General features: G+C 57.6%; 10 protein-coding genes. 4 read left to right on the top strand and 6 right to left on the bottom strand.

Features of this window, described 5'->3' with window-relative positions:
• Window positions 1-171: 171 nt before the first annotated feature.
• The 4 genes from ACOSDR_RS15615 to ACOSDR_RS15600 all read left to right on the top strand — a co-directional run bounded on the left by ACOSDR_RS15615 (window position 172) and on the right by ACOSDR_RS15600 (window position 6855).
• A complete protein-coding gene (locus tag ACOSDR_RS15615; protein WP_420731843.1) occupies window positions 172-1977 on the top strand; it encodes a peptidase domain-containing ABC transporter in 1806 nt (601 codons plus the stop codon).
• 57 nt (window positions 1978-2034) lie between these two features.
• Complete coding sequence (locus ACOSDR_RS15610) at window positions 2035-3360, top strand: HlyD family type I secretion periplasmic adaptor subunit (RefSeq protein ID WP_420723757.1); 1326 nt, start codon at window positions 2035-2037, stop codon at window positions 3358-3360.
• A 117-nt stretch (window positions 3361-3477) separates the two neighbouring features.
• Complete coding sequence (locus ACOSDR_RS15605) at window positions 3478-5655, top strand: TolC family outer membrane protein (protein ID WP_420731842.1); 2178 nt, start codon at window positions 3478-3480, stop codon at window positions 5653-5655.
• An 18-nt stretch (window positions 5656-5673) separates the two neighbouring features.
• Window positions 5674-6855 carry an SPOR domain-containing protein gene (locus ACOSDR_RS15600; protein ID WP_420723759.1) on the top strand — a complete coding sequence of 394 codons (1182 nt, stop codon included), beginning with the start codon at window positions 5674-5676 and terminating at the stop codon, window positions 6853-6855.
• Between the two features lie 109 nt (window positions 6856-6964).
• Here ACOSDR_RS15600 and rpmG read toward each other — a convergent pair whose 3' ends face one another.
• The 6 genes from rpmG to ACOSDR_RS15570 all read right to left on the bottom strand — a co-directional run bounded on the left by rpmG (window position 6965) and on the right by ACOSDR_RS15570 (window position 15851).
• On the bottom strand, window positions 6965-7132 hold the full coding sequence (gene rpmG / locus ACOSDR_RS15595; RefSeq protein WP_420723760.1) for a 50S ribosomal protein L33: 168 nt from the start codon (window positions 7130-7132) through the stop codon (window positions 6965-6967).
• A 122-nt stretch (window positions 7133-7254) separates the two neighbouring features.
• Window positions 7255-7929 carry an NUDIX domain-containing protein gene (locus ACOSDR_RS15590; protein WP_420731841.1) on the bottom strand — a complete coding sequence of 225 codons (675 nt, stop codon included), beginning with the start codon at window positions 7927-7929 and terminating at the stop codon, window positions 7255-7257.
• 1 nt (window position 7930) lies between these two features.
• Window positions 7931-9517: a S41 family peptidase gene (locus ACOSDR_RS15585; protein WP_420731840.1), complete on the bottom strand. Its 1587-nt coding sequence runs from the start codon at window positions 9515-9517 to the stop codon at window positions 7931-7933.
• Window positions 9518-9588: 71 nt separating this feature from the next.
• On the bottom strand, window positions 9589-11940 hold the full coding sequence (rnr, locus tag ACOSDR_RS15580; protein ID WP_420731839.1) for a ribonuclease R: 2352 nt from the start codon (window positions 11938-11940) through the stop codon (window positions 9589-9591).
• Window position 11941: 1 nt separating this feature from the next.
• Window positions 11942-14647: a type I DNA topoisomerase gene (gene topA, locus ACOSDR_RS15575; protein ID WP_420731838.1), complete on the bottom strand. Its 2706-nt coding sequence runs from the start codon at window positions 14645-14647 to the stop codon at window positions 11942-11944.
• Between the two features lie 118 nt (window positions 14648-14765).
• Window positions 14766-15851, bottom strand: a complete 1086-nt coding sequence (locus tag ACOSDR_RS15570) for a DUF2336 domain-containing protein (protein ID WP_420731837.1) — start codon at window positions 15849-15851, stop codon at window positions 14766-14768.
• Window positions 15852-15993: the final 142 nt, after the last annotated feature.

Genomic DNA, 15993 nt, shown 5'->3' with positions numbered 1-15993 from the left:
ATTTTTTTGAACCTTTCTATATCGCCTTGCCATTCGATGGGGTTGCAGCGTGTCACTTTGCCCGTATGGTTCTAGTCGCTTTAACTATGCTATTGTACCCGTCGCGTTGGGATAAAATGCAGCAGTGCTCCGAATAATGGGGCTCAGGTTAATTCGAATAGGGAAATGGAAATGTCCGAAGGACAGGTGGGGAAACTGTTGCATCGCGCCTTGAAGCGCGCCAAGGGGAAACTCTTGGAAGCATTGTTTTCTTCCCTGTTTATCAATGTGTTGGCCTTGGCTGTGCCGATCTTCATGCTGCAGGTCTATGATCGTGTGGTATTCCATGCGGGATTGACCACGCTGCAGGGGCTGGTCATCGGAATGGCCGTTGCCATCGGGTTTGATGGTCTGTTGCGCCTGGGCCGGTCGAAACTGTTCCAGCGAATCGGGCTGGATATTGACATCGATGTCGGTCGGGCCCTGTTCGAGAAGATCATGAACCTGCCGTTGCGCGTGCTTGAATCCCGCACGACAACCTCCTGGCAAACTCTGTTTCGCGATATTGATGCTGTGCGGGGCGGGGTCTCCGGGCCCTCTATGGGCTTGCTGATGGATCTGCCCTTCGCGGTGGTGTTCCTGATTGCCATCTTCTGGCTGGCCCCGCCTTTGGCGATGGTGGTTCTGATCGTGCTGCCGTTTTTCATGATTTTGGCATGGCGGTCGGGCTCCAGCGCAGCGACGCTGACCGAAGAAGAGCGTCTACAGAGCACCAAACGTGAAACTCTTGTTTCTGAAATCATTGCCGCGCGTGCCACTGTAAAATCCCTGGCGCTGGCCGGTCGGTTGCGGCCCATCTGGGCGCAACGTCATGCTGACACCATCAAGGCGTCGCTGGCCCGTGGTTCGGCAGGGGATGCCCATGTCACGATCAGCCATGTCATGAGTCTGGCGACGACGATTTCGATCACATGTGTTGGGGCTTTGCTGATTCTGGACCAATCCATGACGATCGGGTCTTTGATCGCGTCGAACATGCTGGCGGGACGCATGGTCGCCCCGATTGCTGGTTTGGTCGGGCAATGGAAAACCTTGCAAAGCGCCAGAGAAGCCGCGCGACGCCTGGAAGTCGTTCTGGCGATGGCAGATGATGTCAGTGCCCCTGAACTGCCGTTTGATCGCCCGGAAGGTGTGCTGCGCATCGAAGAACTTTCCTTCCGCTACAGCCCTGAAGGGGAGGCGGCGATTGAAAAGATTGATGGGACCATTGGCCCCCGAGGGCTGCATTGCATCGTTGGGCGGAATGGCAGCGGCAAGACCACATTGTTTAAGCTGCTGGGTGGACTGTATGCGCCTGATACCGGCCGGATATTGCTGGATGGTGCTGATATTGCCCAGTTTCCCAGGGCCCAGATTGCCCGATGGATCGGCTTGATGCCGCAGGAAGTGGTGATGTTTAGCGGCACTGTTCGGGAAAATATCCTGATGGGCGGCCCGGATGCGCAGGACGACGATATCGTGACGGCGGCAAAGCGGGCAGGGGCCCATGAAGCCATTGCCCAGTTACCGCAAGGATATGAATCTGAAATCGGGGAGTCCGGGGGCCGGCTGTCCGGGGGGCAGCGCCGTCGGATTTCTGCCGCCCGTACCATGATCAGCGATCCGCCGGTTCTGTTGCTGGACGAGCCATCCGGAGATTTGGATGGGGAGGCGGAACAAGCCCTGGCCCGAAGCCTGCGCCAGATGGCCGCCGATCACACGATCCTGGTGGCGACGCATTCGCCTTCTTTGTTGGCGGTTGCAGATACGATACTGGTTTTGGATCGCGGGCGTGTCGCACTGGCCGGGCCGGCGCGCTCTGTGCTGGAACAATTGCGCAAAGGGGGGGCGGCAGAAAAGCAAAACCCGGCGGTTCAGGGGGCAACACCTCCTGGAAAAATGGGCCCTGGAGCGGCGGGATCTGTGAAAAAGGAAGTTTCTCCCAATGCGGCGGAATAGCAACATTTTGGCCCAGTCTGGCTTCAGGCAATCCTGTATGTTTGGGGGGCTTTAGCAATGGTCGCCACCCGTATTGATCCGAATTCCGACAATCCGCTGGACGCCCTGCGAGCGTCGATCAAGACAGGATCTTCTCGATTCGCGATTTGGGGGCCTGGCGTGTTGCTGGCAGGGTTCTTTGGCTGGGCGTCGATGGCGCAACTGGATGAAGTCTCTGTTGCGATCGGGGAGGTTATTCCTGAACAGCAGACCCAGTTCGTACAGCATCTGGAAGGCGGCGTGATCGAGTCCATAATGGTTAAGGAGGGGGACCATGTGACCGCCGGGCAAAGTCTTATGCAGTTGAACCTGGCGGGTGTTGGCATTAACCGGCAGGAGTTGCAGGTCCGCCTGGATGGCCTGTATCTGGCGAAGGCGCGTCTGACGGCGGAGGCGCAGGGCGGTGAGTCTGATCCCCAGTTCCCCGCCGATATCGTTGAAAACCGCCCCGACATGGTCGAAGCGGAATTGCGCAGTTTTGAGGCGCGCAAACGTGATCTTCAGTCGTCATTAAGCGTGCTGGATCAACGCTCTAAACAGCGTCAGTTAGAGATTGCGGAATTGGAGGCTCATACCAGCTCCGTTCGCCGGGATCTGGCGCTGGTTCAGCAGCGCTTAGAAATGTCCGCTAATTTGTTAAAGGAAGGCCTGACCCCTAAGATGGAGCATGTCCAGATTGAAGGGGAAGTCGAAAAGTTAAAAGGGGAATTGTCGGTTTTGCAGCAATCCGTTCCGCGTGCGCGATCTGCGTTAAGCGAGATTGATGCGGAACGTGAACGGGAGATCGAACAGTACAGCAGGCGGGCGCTTGAAGACCTGGTCTCTATTGAAACCAGAATTGCTGAAATGAAAGAGACCCTGACCACTGCGACTGATCAGGCGTTGCGGGCCGAAATCAAAAGTCCAATAAATGGGATCGTGATGGATTTGCGGACCAATACGATCGGCGGCGTTATTCGCCCCGGTGAACCGATTGCTGAAATTGTTCCGGTTTCCGACGACCTTCAAATTCGGGCGAAACTGAACCCGAAAGATCGAGGGTTTGTTGCCGCCGGGCAGAAGGCTGTCGTTAAAATCACCACCTATGATTATGCCCGGTATGGGGGCTTGGACGGCGTTGTCGAACGTGTATCAGCCAGCACCAGCACAGGGCAGCAGGGGCAGACTTACTATGAAGTTGTGGTGCGGACGGATAAGACGTATTTAGGGACACAAGAAGGTGATTTTCCGATCACACCGGGGATGGAAGCGACTGTTGATATCCACACAGGAACGCGAACTGTGCTTGATTACATGGTCAGGCCCGTACTGAAGCTGCAACATGAAGCGTTCCGGGAGCGGTAAGAGTCTGTTGGTAGACTGCCGATCTATCTGGTAAGAATAAGGTGGTTGGCGGTTTCGTTTATTGCACTGGCTAAGAATCAGGGCATTAAGCGAGGAATAGGGGTAAGAGGGGCGTCGGTGGCTAGAGATTTGAACGGTTTTGGAATGGCTGTGCGCGGCATGTATTTTGGCGCGCTGGCTTTCTGCGTTCTGACCACGGCACAGACCCCGCAGGCACACGCCCAGTTAATGGCCGAAGAGCTGCGGTCCCTGATCCAAACAAATCCAAGAATTGAAGAACAACGGGCGATTCTGCGCCGCACGCAGGAATCAGTGCGCAGCGCGCGGTCCGGGTATCTGCCGACTGTCACCGCCACCAGCAGCCTTGGTAAGGAACTGGTTTCAAACACCACGACCCGCGCGGCGGGGACCCAAGGGGACTTTCAGCAGTTCAAAGCTTTGGGCATCCAGATCCGACAGGTTCTGTTCGATGGTGGCGGGACTGATAACCGCGTGTCATCTGCATTAATGGCGCGTGACAGTGTGGCCTATGCGCTGGAAAGCACCGTTCAAACCGTCATGTTGCAAGGCGTCACAGCCTATCTGGGTGTCCTGCGATTGAACGAACTGATCCGCGTGGCGCGCGCCCGGGAACGCACAATCCGGGAGCAATTGAATCTGGAAACCGAACGGGTTGAACGCGGCGCGGGGATTGAGGTTGATGTGCTGCAGGCGAAATCGCGTCTGCAATTGGCGATTGAGGCCCGCGTTGATCTGGAAGGCCAGCTTCGCCAGGCGGTTGCCTCCTATATTCAGTCATTCGATTCGTCACCAGACATTACCCAGATGCGCCTGGAACCGGTACCGATGGAAGTCATCCCGCCAACCATTGATGACGCGCTGTATATTGCCAGGGATGAAAACCCCTTAATAACCGGCCGGGAGTTTCTGGCCAGAAGCGCCCGCTTCACGATTGAGGCGGAACGCGGTGCCTATCTGCCCAGCCTCAGCGCTGTTGGGCGCATGAATTACGAAAGCAATGTCAGTGGCACCCGCAATGTCGACAAGGACATGGCGGTGTTGATTGAGGCAAGCTGGGAAATCTTCTCAGGCTTCCGCACAGATGCCGCCGTCGCCAGTGCGCAGGAAAGCTGGCTGGAACAATTGGCTGCCGCAGACCGCACGCAACGCGAGGTTGAGCGTCAGGTGCGACAGGCCTGGACGAAGTACCAGAACACCTCTGAACGCAAAGAATTGCTGTTCAATGCCGTTTCTATTGCTCAGGAGGTTTTTGTCGCGCGGCAGAAGTTGCGGTCGGCCGGGAAGGAAACAACCCTGAACGTTCTGGATGCGGAAAACGAGGTTTTCCAGGCGGAACAGAATCTTATCCGGGCCGATTATGATACCCGTATTGCCGTTTATGAATTGGCGACTGCGATGGGTTTGATGACGCCGGGCTTTATGAAGCTGGATGTCGACGTCATTGAAGACCTTGAGTTTTATAAGAGCAATGATGGGGATGTGCAGGAACTGCCGCCCCTGGAAGATGTTCAGGCGCGCCAGATGAAAAACAAGCTGAGGTCAGAAGCACCCGCACCACTTCCGCCAGCTGAGCCTTTAGCGCCGCCTGCTGAACCAAGCGCGCCTGCCTCTACGATCACGCCACCGCCGGAAACATCCTCAGATGCGCCCGCAGCGGGCACCACCGCGCCCTCATCCGCTGAGCCCGAAACTGTTCCCGCCCCGACGACCGGCATGGCGCCACTGGATGCCCCTGCTGATAGTCCGGCAACAACCCCGGTCGCAGTTCCTGAAGTCAGTACCGCGCGTCTCACACCGCCAACTGTTGCGCCTTCACCCGCTGTGGTTCCATCCGATTCGGGGGTTCAGCCTGTCTATGAGACCGCAACCGTGAGCGAAGCTGCTGCCACGGTCCCTAACGAATCAGAGACTTTTTTCAGTTCTGTGCGTCGTCTGCTTGGCGGGTCGTCTGAAACCAGTGTCTCAGCGGTCGACGCTGCGGTTGTTCAGGGGCCGCTGGATCGATCGGTAGCGGCAGTTCCCGCTGCGGATTCTGCAAGTCCATCGCTGAGTGCTGCGCCGGTATCAGACCCCCTTTCTTTGCAGCCCCCAACCGCTGGACCGGAAGCACCTTCGATTACGCCCGTTGCGGCCCCGACGATTGCACAGGGTCCTGTTCCGGTGGTCGGCGTTGAGGAAGTGAATGCAATCTCTGTTACATCGGCGTCCGGGGCCAATAGTTTTGAGATACCTGGATCTTTCCTGTTCGGCGGGCCAACTCCGCCGCCACAGTGATCGGGGAGGGCAGGTCCAATGCCACATAAAATTCCATCATCCGTCGCTTCCCTGGCCTGTGTGTCTGCCCTGTGCCTGACCTTGTCGGCCTGTCTTGGCCTGGGGGAGGACGCGCCCCCAAACGGCATGTCGCAGCAACAACTGACGCAGGTTCAGATGGCAGCCAGCGCCTTGCCCCGATTACAGCCGGGGAACCGATTTACCTATGACAATCCTGATGTCACCTGGGAGGTTGCGGCAATCGTCGAAGAAGGGCGCATTGCATGGCGGTCATCGGGCGGAGAAAGTCAGATCACAGACGCCAATCCCCTGCTGCCTGCCTTGGAATGGTCCAGCCCGGACCGTGGCCGTGGTAAGCGCCTGATTACGGATATGCAGGGGTCGATGTTCCCCCTGAAGCCGGGCGGAAAAATCACATTTCGATCCACTGTTGATACGGATGTGCCGCCCTATGCCTGGGAATATGATTGGCAATGCGTCACCGGTGGCTTGGAATCCGCGATGGTTCCCGCGGGAACTTTTGCGGTCTATCGCATCGGCTGTGGTCGTGAAACGCCCGATGAAGTAACCTTTCTATATGCGCCAGAGATCGGGAATTACGTGACGCTGATCGCGCGCGACAGTGCGGGCGGGCCACCGGTCATTCGGCGCTTGCAGAGCTATAGCAGAACCGGACAATCGGCCATGATGCCGGAAGGCACCGCTGTGCCGCCCCAGGGGCAGGTTGTGATGGAAGCAGAGCAACCAGACCAGATGGCGACAATGCAGGGTGATAGCCAATCGACCAGCGGACCAAAGGCGCTGGGCATGATCGCGGGCATTCCCCAGCCGGGGGAAGGCACACAGCCTGCGATACAGGCGGCACCGTCCACCGCACCGCAATCCAGTATGGCGACAGATACGACAGCGCAGCAGGGCGTCGCCCAAAGCGGGTCTGGTGTTACACCGGGCTCATTCGGGTTGCATCTGGCATCCTATAAGGATCAGGCCCATGCGGAAGAGGGATGGAAGATTCTGATGAATGGGAATCGCGATCAACTGGAAGGACTGCGTCCCATCATTCGCCGCGTTGATCTGGGCAGCAAGGGGATCTTCTATCGCCTGCATGCCGGGCCGGTCGACAGTCAGTCTCAGGCGACCAAAATTTGCTCAACCCTGTCGCAACGGGGCGTTTATTGTAAGGCCATGCCGCTTTCGTAGGGGGCTGGCATAGTTACACGAATTCCAAAGGTCCAATTGGCAACGCAAAAAGCCGCTCAAAGAGCGGCTTTTCAACATTTGGCACACCCCGAAAGGGCGAGCGGCAAGATTACTTCATCTTGCTTTCTTTATACGCCACATGCTTGCGCACGATCGGATCGTATTTGGTGAATTCCATCTTTTCCGTCATGGTCCGCGGATTTTTCTTGGTCACATAGAAATGACCGGTATTGGCGGTGCTTACCAATTTGATGCGAATGGTCGCGGGTTTAGCCATCGGAGTAATCCTTTTCTACTTAATGCGTCGCCCCCCGCCTGTCGGGTGCGCCGCTTTCAACGGTGCTGGAAAATAGCCGTGCGGCCCGCGATGTCAAGCGGATATCCACCACAAAGCGTTTCTCAGGCCAATCCGTCTGACTGGGACTCGCGCCGGATCAGTCTGGCACCGTGTTCATAGGTGTAAACCCGCACCGGGCGGCTTGGCTCGATCAGGCCTTCGCCGCGCTGCCACAGGCTCAGCGCTTCCCCCAGGACGAACTTTGTGACGCCGCTTAATTTCGTGCTGGAAAGGGCTGTAACGACCGGCATCCAGACGACTTCGGGCAATTCCCCAATGGCGGTGGCGGTTCCATGCATGTCGTCTGTGCCGGTCAGAAAGAACCGGGTATCGAACCGGATAGGGGATGTCGCGGGGGTTATGGCCCGGGCGATATACTGCAACGCCTCCGCAGCAGGGCGCAGGCCCATTGCATTCAGGGCAGAAAAACAGGGATCCAGAGTGACCAGATCGGCGTCTAATGTGCCGGGTCTGGCCAGGCTGACGCCCGCTTCCTCCCAGGTTTCGCGAATCGCGGCTGCATGAAAGCGGCTTCCCGGCCAGTCACTGTCGGCCAGTGCAATATCCGGCGCATCCACTGCCCCACCCGGATAGACGAAATAGCCCGGCATGAAACGGGCGGTGTCCCGGCGGCGTCCCAACAGAACATCTGGCGCATCCACGGGGCCGCGCAGAATGACCAGACTGGCCGCCTCTGTTGGGGTGACGGGCATGGGTGTAGGGTCTGTGGCATCCATATCAGGCACCATCCGGTGCCCGCGCGATTTCCAGGGCGCGTCGCAGCAATGTGGGTGACTCCAGCAACAATTCAGCAATCGACAAGTCAATATCTCCCGAAGCATGCGGTTCCCAGGGACACAGGGCCAGAATGTGTTTTACAGCCGCCTCGTCATTGATATCGGCAGTGCGCCGTTGCTTTAGCAGGCTGCGAGCGCCATCCGGCCCATCGTCCAGGGCAGTATTTAGTGTGCTGACGGCGTCTGAAGCGCCGCTGGTACAGATTGTCGGCATGACGCCCATCCGATGCAGGGCATAGCCGCTGGGCGCAACGAAGCGGGCCCAGGTGACATACAACTCTCCCCCATTGGGCATATCCAGCACTGTTTGAATGCTGCCCTTGCCAAAGCTGTTCATGCCAACAAGGACGGCGCGACCGTGGTCCTGCAGGGCAGAGGCAAGGATTTCCGCGGAGCTTGCCGAAGCCCCGTTGATCAGGACGATGATGGGCAATCCGGCGGCAATGTCTCCCAGTTCCGCCATGAACCGCTGGTGGCTTTCAGGGTGTCGCCCGTCCGACCGAGAAATAAGGCCGGAATCCAGAAACAGGTCAGAGGTATCGATGGCCTGATCCAACAGCCCCCCCAGATTTCCCCGCAAATCGATGATCAGACCAGACAGGTTTGGCCCGATGTCCTGGCGCGCCTGGCTGACAGCTTCGGACAAACGCTTGGATGTGCGCTCATTGAAGCTGGAAATCCGAATTATGGCGTGGTCACCATTTGGTTCCAGATTGACGGTGTTTGGCACGATTCGGGTGCGCCCTGCGGTCACGGCAAGGGGTTCTGGCAATCCAACACGGACGATGGTCAGGCGTACCGGCTTATCTATGGGGCCACGCAACAGCCGCTCTACCTGTCGCACCGACATTCCGGCGATACGCACACCATCTATCGCCACGATGCGATCGCCGGTCAGAAGGCCTGCGCCCGCAGCGGGTTTCTCAGGGTCGACCTGAACGATTCTGGCCCCGTCGGGGTGGCTGTCAATCGTGACGCCGATGCCACCAAAGCCCTCTCTTTCCGCTTTCAGGTCAGCCGCAGCCTTTGGCGTCGCATAGCGGGAGAACTTGTCCAGGGTTCGCAAGGCGGAATTTATGAATTTTTCGTAATAGATATCCTCAGGGGCGTCTCCCAAGGCGGTACCGGATGCTTTCGCATATAATACCAGCGATGTTGCCAGATCCGCCCATTCCTGTGGCGAGTCAGTTGGACCAAGAAGACGGGCCGAGGCGATTTCTGAGTCATCAAGCGTCAGGACAATATCATCCTCGTCTGTCATCACGTTGAAATCCGGGTCGATTCCCCGCAATCCCTGCAGTCCGGCCAGGGTAAAATGCTGCATATCCATAGGGTTGATGTGCACTGTATCGACATCGACATAGACCGCGCGGAACATGTCATGCATGCGGTTGGACAGAACGGGGTCGACATCGGGTTGCGATGCACAGGCGGCCAGCAGAATGGGCACCGCGAGTAAAATTCCGGGTGTGTTGTCCATCTTAAAGAAATGAGGGCGCAATTGCATAATACCCGACAGGATAAACATACGCCGCGCCTGACGCCATGCCCTAAATGCAGATTTGCGGCGTAAGCGAGCGGAAAATACTGGGTTCTTTATTACTTTCCGGAACCACCGGGACGTTTGGCCTTGCGCTTGCTGCCGCCTTTTTTCTTTAGGCCTTTGGGGCGGCCTTTTCCGGGTGGGCTGCGGCGGCCCTTATGGGGACCGGCACCACCGCGGGGGCCCTGACCGTGACCGGGCGTGCGTTCTTTGCGGTCCTTAATGATATGTCCGCCATCAACGATTTCAAAGGCCAGACCGCCTGTGATCGTGTTGGCTTCGGTCAGCTTCACGGTGACAGCTTCCGCCAATTGGAACGCCAGGCCGTCGTGCTGGCCAATCAGGCGCTGGGACACTTCATCATGCCAATAGCGGTCATAGGGCAGGGAATTGACCGGGACCAGGCCATCCGCACCGGTTTCATCCAGCCGCACGAACAGGCCAAACCGCTTCACACCTGTGACACGACCAGAGAAAGTCGCCCCGATCCGCTCTGACATATAGGCGGTCAGGTAGCGATTGGTGGCATCCCGTTCGGCCTGAATGGCGCGGCGTTCTGTGTTGGAGATCAACTCTCCATATTTCTCAAATTCCTGCGCCTGTTCGTCAGGCAGACCGTTCTTGCCCAGGCTATAGGCGGAGATCAGGGCGCGGTGGACCAGCAGGTCCGAATATCGCCGAATGGGGGAGGTGAAATGACAGTACCGCGCCAGGGCCAGACCAAAATGCCCTTGGTTCTCAGGGGCATAGACCGCCTGGCTTTGGGATCGCAAGACCATGTCCGACACCAGTTGCGCCCGATCTGTCCCGGCAACATTGCTTAGAATCTTGGTGAAATCATGGGGCTTCAAACTGCGTGTCGCGGCCAGTTTGATATCCAGCGCACCCAGCGATTCCCGCAACCCTTCCAGCTTGTCCAGACCGGGTGGTTCGTGCACGCGGTACATCACCGCGCGCGCGCGTTTCGCTTCCAGCAATTCTGCGGCGGCGACATTCGCGGCGATCATGAATTCTTCGATCAGCTTGTGGCTGTCGAAACGACGACGGGGCGCGATGCGCTCCACTTTACCGGTCTCACCCAGAACAACCTGCAATTCCGGGATATCCAGTTCTAACGTGCCTCTGGCTGCGCGGCCCCGCAACAGGCTGTCATAAGCGGCATATAGGGGCTTGATGACCGGTTCTATCAGATGTGCGATATCGGGCAGGGGGCGGCCCTCCATCGCATCCTGCACCTGGGTATAGGTCAGGCGCGCCTTGGACCGCATGATACCGCGCAGCATCTTGCGGTCTAAAAGGGTGCCGTCCGCGCTGATCTTCATGCGAATCGCCAGACAGGCACGGTCCCCATCCGGGCGCAGGGAACACAGATTGTTAGACAGTTGCTCCGGCAGCATGGGAACAACGCGATCGGGGAAATAGACGCTGTTGCCGCGCTCTCTGGCCGTGCGATCCAGCGGTCCTTCCGGTTTTACGTAATGGGCGACATCGGCAATCGCGACCAGGATTTTATGGCCACCGGCATTGGCAGGGTCCGGGTCTGGTTCCGCAAAGACGGCATCATCGAAGTCGCGCGCATCTTCGCCATCAATCGTGACCAGCGCAATGTCCCGCAGATCGGTTCGCCCCTCCGGCGTCACAGGTTGCGCGGCGTCTGCTTCTGCCAGGGCTTCGTCAGGAAATTCAACCGGTATGCCCTGGGCATGGATGGCGATAAGGCTGAAGGCTTTGGGTTCGTCCAACCGCCCAATGATTTCCGAGACCCGCGCTTCGTGATTGCCGCGTTGTCCGCCGCGCAAAGGTTCCGCCAGAACCAGATCCCCAGGATTTGCTTCATTCATATTATCGCGATGGATGAACCAGGTCTTTTCCTTCTGCTTCTTGTCGGTGGGGACCAGGGTTGCACCACCACGGCATTCCTCCAGCACGCCCAACAAGCGACTGGGGCCTGGCTGCAATACGCGGATAACGCTGGCTTCGTAGCTTTTATCATTCAAACGGCGCAGGCGGCCCAGTATGCGGTCGCCCATCTTGGGGGCCGGACCGTTCCGGGCACCGCCAGAAACCAGGATCTTGGGCGCGACACCATCTTCTTCGATATCCCAGGTGGCAGGCCGGGCCCAGGGTTCCCCATCCGCATCCAGGCGATCAATGATTAGCACCAGAACCTCTGGCAGGGCGCCCTTTGGCGCGATCTTTTTCTTCGGGCCGCGTTCAATCAGACCGTCATCTTCCATTTCTTTCAGGATTTCACGTAGGGCTGCACGTTGCGCGCCTTTCAGACCAAAGACGCGGGCAAGGTCGCGCTTGTCCAGGGGGCGGTCACTGTTATCGATATAGGCCTTGATCTGGGCCTTGTCGGGCAGCTTGCCCTTGATTTCGCGTGCTATGTCGTCTGGGTTGTCCAAATCAGGACGCCTTTCGGGCTGGCGACTTTTTCGCCCCCGATTTCTTTGCACCCGCTTTTTTCGCGCTGGCTTTCTTGCCACTGGATTTTTTAGTGGAGGACTTTTTCGCTGTGCTTTTCTTTGCGCTGGCCTTCTTTGCGGCGGGGGCTTTTCCGGCTGCCTTCTTAGCGGCCTTGACTGCGATCAGCTCCAGTGCCTGCTCCAGGGTCACGTCATCAGGCTCCGTGCCGCGCGGAATGGAGGCGTAAATCTTGCCATGCTTCACATAGGGACCAAAGCGCCCAGCGCCCAGAGAGACTGGTTTGCCGTCGCTTGGATGATTGCCAAGCTCTTTGGCGACTGAAACACGCCCTTTCCCTTTCGGGCCGGCTTCCGCCAACACGGTAACGGCACGGTTCAGGCCGATGGTCAGCACATCATCATCGGCGGGCAGGGACACAAAGGCATCGCCATGCTTCAGATAGGGGCCATACCGCCCGATCCCGGCCTGGACCAGCAGCTTGCTTTCAGGGTGATCGCCCAAGGCGCGCGGCAGGCTCAACAGGCGCAGCGCGGTCGGCAGATCAATTTCTGACGGGCTCATGGATTTCAGCAGTGACGCGCGGGGGGGCTTGGTCTTTGCCTTGCCCTTCGCATCCTTCTCCGCCTCGCCTGCCTGGACGTAATAGCCATAGGGACCCTGGCGGACACTGATGATTTCTCCGGTTTCGGGATGCGGGCCCAGAATGCGGGGATATTCCGTCGCATCGGGCGACTCCCCATTCAGATTAGCGGCCTCGTCCAGGTTTCGGGTGAAGCGGCAATCTGGATAGTTTGAGCAGGTGATAAACGCCCCAAAGCGCCCGAAGTTCAGGCCCAGTCGACCATTGCCACAGGACGGGCATTTGCGCGCTGCTTCCGTGCTGCCAGTCTCGTCAGCGGGGAAAAAGTGCGGGCCTAGAACTTCGTCAATCTTGTCGCGCACTTCCTGTCCGGACAGTTCCATCGCCTGTTGGGTTGTCGCGTTAAACGCGGTCCAGAACTCACGCAAGACGGCCTTCCAATCAATGCGACCACCGGAAACATCATCCAGTTTTTCTTCAAGTGCCGCCGTAAAATCATAGTCGAAGTATTTGTCATAAAAGGAAGAAAGAAAAACCGTCACCAGTCTCCCCCGATCTTCCGGGACAAAGCGACGCTTGTCTAAAACGACATATTCGCGGTCCTGCAAAACCTTCAGGATAGAGGCATAGGTAGAGGGGCGACCAATGCCCAACTCTTCCATGCGCTTCACCAGACTGGCCTCGGTAAAACGGGGTGGGGGTTGGGTGAAATGCTGATTGGCGTCCGCCTTGGTCAGGGACAGGGCGTCGCCTTCATTCATATTGGGCAGGCGACCGCCGTCGGCGTCGTCCTCGTCCTTGTCGTCTTCGCTCTCAATATACAGCGTCAGGAAGCCATCAAAGCGCACGACGGACCCATTGGCGCGCAGGGTCGCGGATTTGTCCTTGGTGACAATATCAACGGCGACCTGATCCAGGGTCGCGCTTTCCATCTGGCTGGCAACGGCGCGCTTCCAGATCAGCTCGTACAGCCGCAATTGATCCTTATCCAGATAGCGCGCGACCTGTTCCGGGCGGCGGCGCATATCGGTGGGGCGGATACATTCGTGGGCTTCCTGGGCATTCTTTGCCTTGCTGCGATACTGACGCGGGCCGGATGGCAGATAGTCATTGCCATAGACATCGCTGATCATGCCGCGCGCCGCGCCGATGGCTTCGCCAGACATAACCGTGCTGTCGGTGCGCATATAGGTGATCAGACCAACAGTCTCACCGCCCAGGGTGATCCCTTCATATAAGCGCTGTGCCAGGGTCATGGTCTTGGTCGCGCCAAAGTACAACTTTCGGCTGGCTTCCTGTTGCAGGGTTGAGGTCGTGAAAGGCGGGGCAGGGTGCCGCTTTACCTGTTTGCGTTCGATCGCGCTGACCGAATGACCACCGGATTTCACGGCTGTCAGGGCCGAATTGGCGGCGGTTTCGTTGCCCAGATCAAATTTATCGAGCTTCTTGCCCATTAAATGGGTCAGGCGGGCGGTGAAGGGCACGCCGTCTGGCGTTGCCATCAAGGCCTCAACACTCCAATATTCGCGCGCTTTGAAGGCTTCAATCTCCGCTTCGCGTTCACAAATCAGGCGCAGGGCGACGGATTGCACCCGTCCGGCGGATTTTGCGCCCGGCAGCTTGCGCCACAGAACCGGCGACAGGGTGAATCCGACCAGATAATCCAGGGCACGGCGGGCCAGATAGGCCTCGACCAATTCCTGATTCAGATCGCGCGGATTGGCCATCGCCGTGGTAACGGCCGATTTGGTGATTTCATTAAAGACAACACGGCGCATCGGCAGGCCGTCAAATCCCTTGCGCTGTTTCAGTTCCTCCTGGATATGCCAGGAAATTGCCTCCCCCTCGCGATCCGGGTCAGTCGCCAGGAACAGGGAGGTTGCGCCCTTACAGGCCTTCACGATGTCATCAATGCGTTTCTTGGCCCGGGCGTCGACTTCCCATTTCATCGAGAAATCTTCATCGGGCTGAACGGATCCATCCTTGGGGGGCAGATCCCTTACATGTCCATAGGACGCCAAGACATAAAAGTCCTCACCGAGGTACTTATTAATGGTCTTGGCCTTTGCCGGGCTTTCGACGACGACAACTTTTTGGCCTGTCATGGGTGGAAAATGCCTTTATAGATCACGTATTGCATGGGTGACAGAATTGGCATTCGGAACAGGCAGCGTCAACTGCTCGTTTCTAAGTCTTTGGATATCTTGTGAAATTTAGGGTGTTTTAGGCTTCTGAGTCGCGAAAATCGGGTGCCCGCGTCTTCCAATGGTTCACCACCATGGCTGCGGTTTTGGTGTCGATACGGTCAAAATATGCCATCAGACGGTCCAAAGCATCCGTTTCCTGACCTCTGCCCAGATGGTCCAGAACACTGGTAAATCCATCCACCTCCATGCCAATCGCCTTCATTGCAACGGCCAGAGTTTGATCGTCTGCACGTTCAAAGACCCAAGTCGCGACATCTAATGGCAGATGTGTCTGTTCGGAAAATGCCAGCGCGGCCCCACTGCGACCATCGCGGAACAATCGTGTCAGCAGCTTTGTGGCAGGCAGGATTCCGCCGCGAGCTTCCAATTCGGCCCAGCCGGTTCCCATGGCATCCGCCAGCGGGTCAGGGCGATCCAAAGAGTCCAGAACCGCCATATCCATTGCCTCATAGGCAAGGGCTTCATCCACATCATAGTTTTCTACGATATGCCGGCGCAACGCCTCCCCAACAACAGTGTACAGGTTGCGCGCCAAGTCGTTACCCAGGTCGCCCCGATGCGCCAGGGGCGCGCGCAGCCCCACATTTTCGACGGAACGATCAACCAGATGCGACAGGTCCGAATGACCAATCTGTGCCGTCAGATTCTTTGCCAGCGTTGTGTCGATCAGGTCATCATTCATGGCGACCAGAATGGCGCTGACCGGTTCTGCCAGGTCCGATCTTGTCGCAATCGCCATGGCGTGACCGTGCCCATGATCGGATATCAGTCGGATCAAGTCCGCGTCGGTCAGCAGCTTTGAATTGCGCAGAATTGGGTAGGCGACATGAACGGTGTCATTGGCCAGAAAGGCGATAAGATCTTTGGGAACATCTATGCGCTCTGACAGGTAATCAGAAATGTTGCGGCGCACTTCGACTTCAACCTTGTCGATCAGCATGCGCAATATTTCAAATGTCAGGGTCAATTCCCGCTCGGTCAGGTCTGAACGGGATTCCAGGCACATTTTGGCGACAGAAGCGGCCAGTCCGCCCTTGCCATCCAGGGCGCGCTGGTGCGCGAGGCGTAATAAATGCTCATATGAAACTGCGCGATCACTCATCGTTCGGTCTTCTTCCTTGCCCTGCCCCGGGCGCTTCCTGGACAAATCCAGGAAGACGATAAATTTCAGACGGCATTCTGCCGTTCCTGCATACTCTATTGCGCAGTTAACTATGTTTGACTGGAAATGAGAAGCACTATCA

Source organism: Hwanghaeella sp. 1Z406, from assembly GCF_048892425.1.
Classification (GTDB): Bacteria; Pseudomonadota; Alphaproteobacteria; order UBA8366; family Aestuariispiraceae; genus Pacificispira.
The sequence above is the reverse complement of the archived record's forward strand: the minus strand, read 5'-3'. Positions and strand labels throughout refer to the sequence as shown.

What these genes read in the sequence shown, in the direction of transcription:
- topA (WP_420731838.1), bottom strand. Translation starts at nt 14,647, where the DNA reads ATGACAGGCCAAAAAGTTGTCGTCGTCGAAAGCCCGGCAAAGGCCAAG.
- ACOSDR_RS15590 (WP_420731841.1), bottom strand. Translation starts at nt 7,929, where the DNA reads ATGGATGCCACAGACCCTACACCCATGCCCGTCACCCCAACAGAGGCG.
- ACOSDR_RS15615 (WP_420731843.1), top strand. Translation starts at nt 172, where the DNA reads ATGTCCGAAGGACAGGTGGGGAAACTGTTGCATCGCGCCTTGAAGCGC.
- ACOSDR_RS15600 (WP_420723759.1), top strand. Translation starts at nt 5,674, where the DNA reads ATGCCACATAAAATTCCATCATCCGTCGCTTCCCTGGCCTGTGTGTCT.
- rpmG (WP_420723760.1), bottom strand. Translation starts at nt 7,132, where the DNA reads ATGGCTAAACCCGCGACCATTCGCATCAAATTGGTAAGCACCGCCAAT.
- ACOSDR_RS15570 (WP_420731837.1), bottom strand. Translation starts at nt 15,851, where the DNA reads ATGAGTGATCGCGCAGTTTCATATGAGCATTTATTACGCCTCGCGCAC.
- ACOSDR_RS15585 (WP_420731840.1), bottom strand. Translation starts at nt 9,517, where the DNA reads ATGTTTATCCTGTCGGGTATTATGCAATTGCGCCCTCATTTCTTTAAG.
- ACOSDR_RS15610 (WP_420723757.1), top strand. Translation starts at nt 2,035, where the DNA reads ATGGTCGCCACCCGTATTGATCCGAATTCCGACAATCCGCTGGACGCC.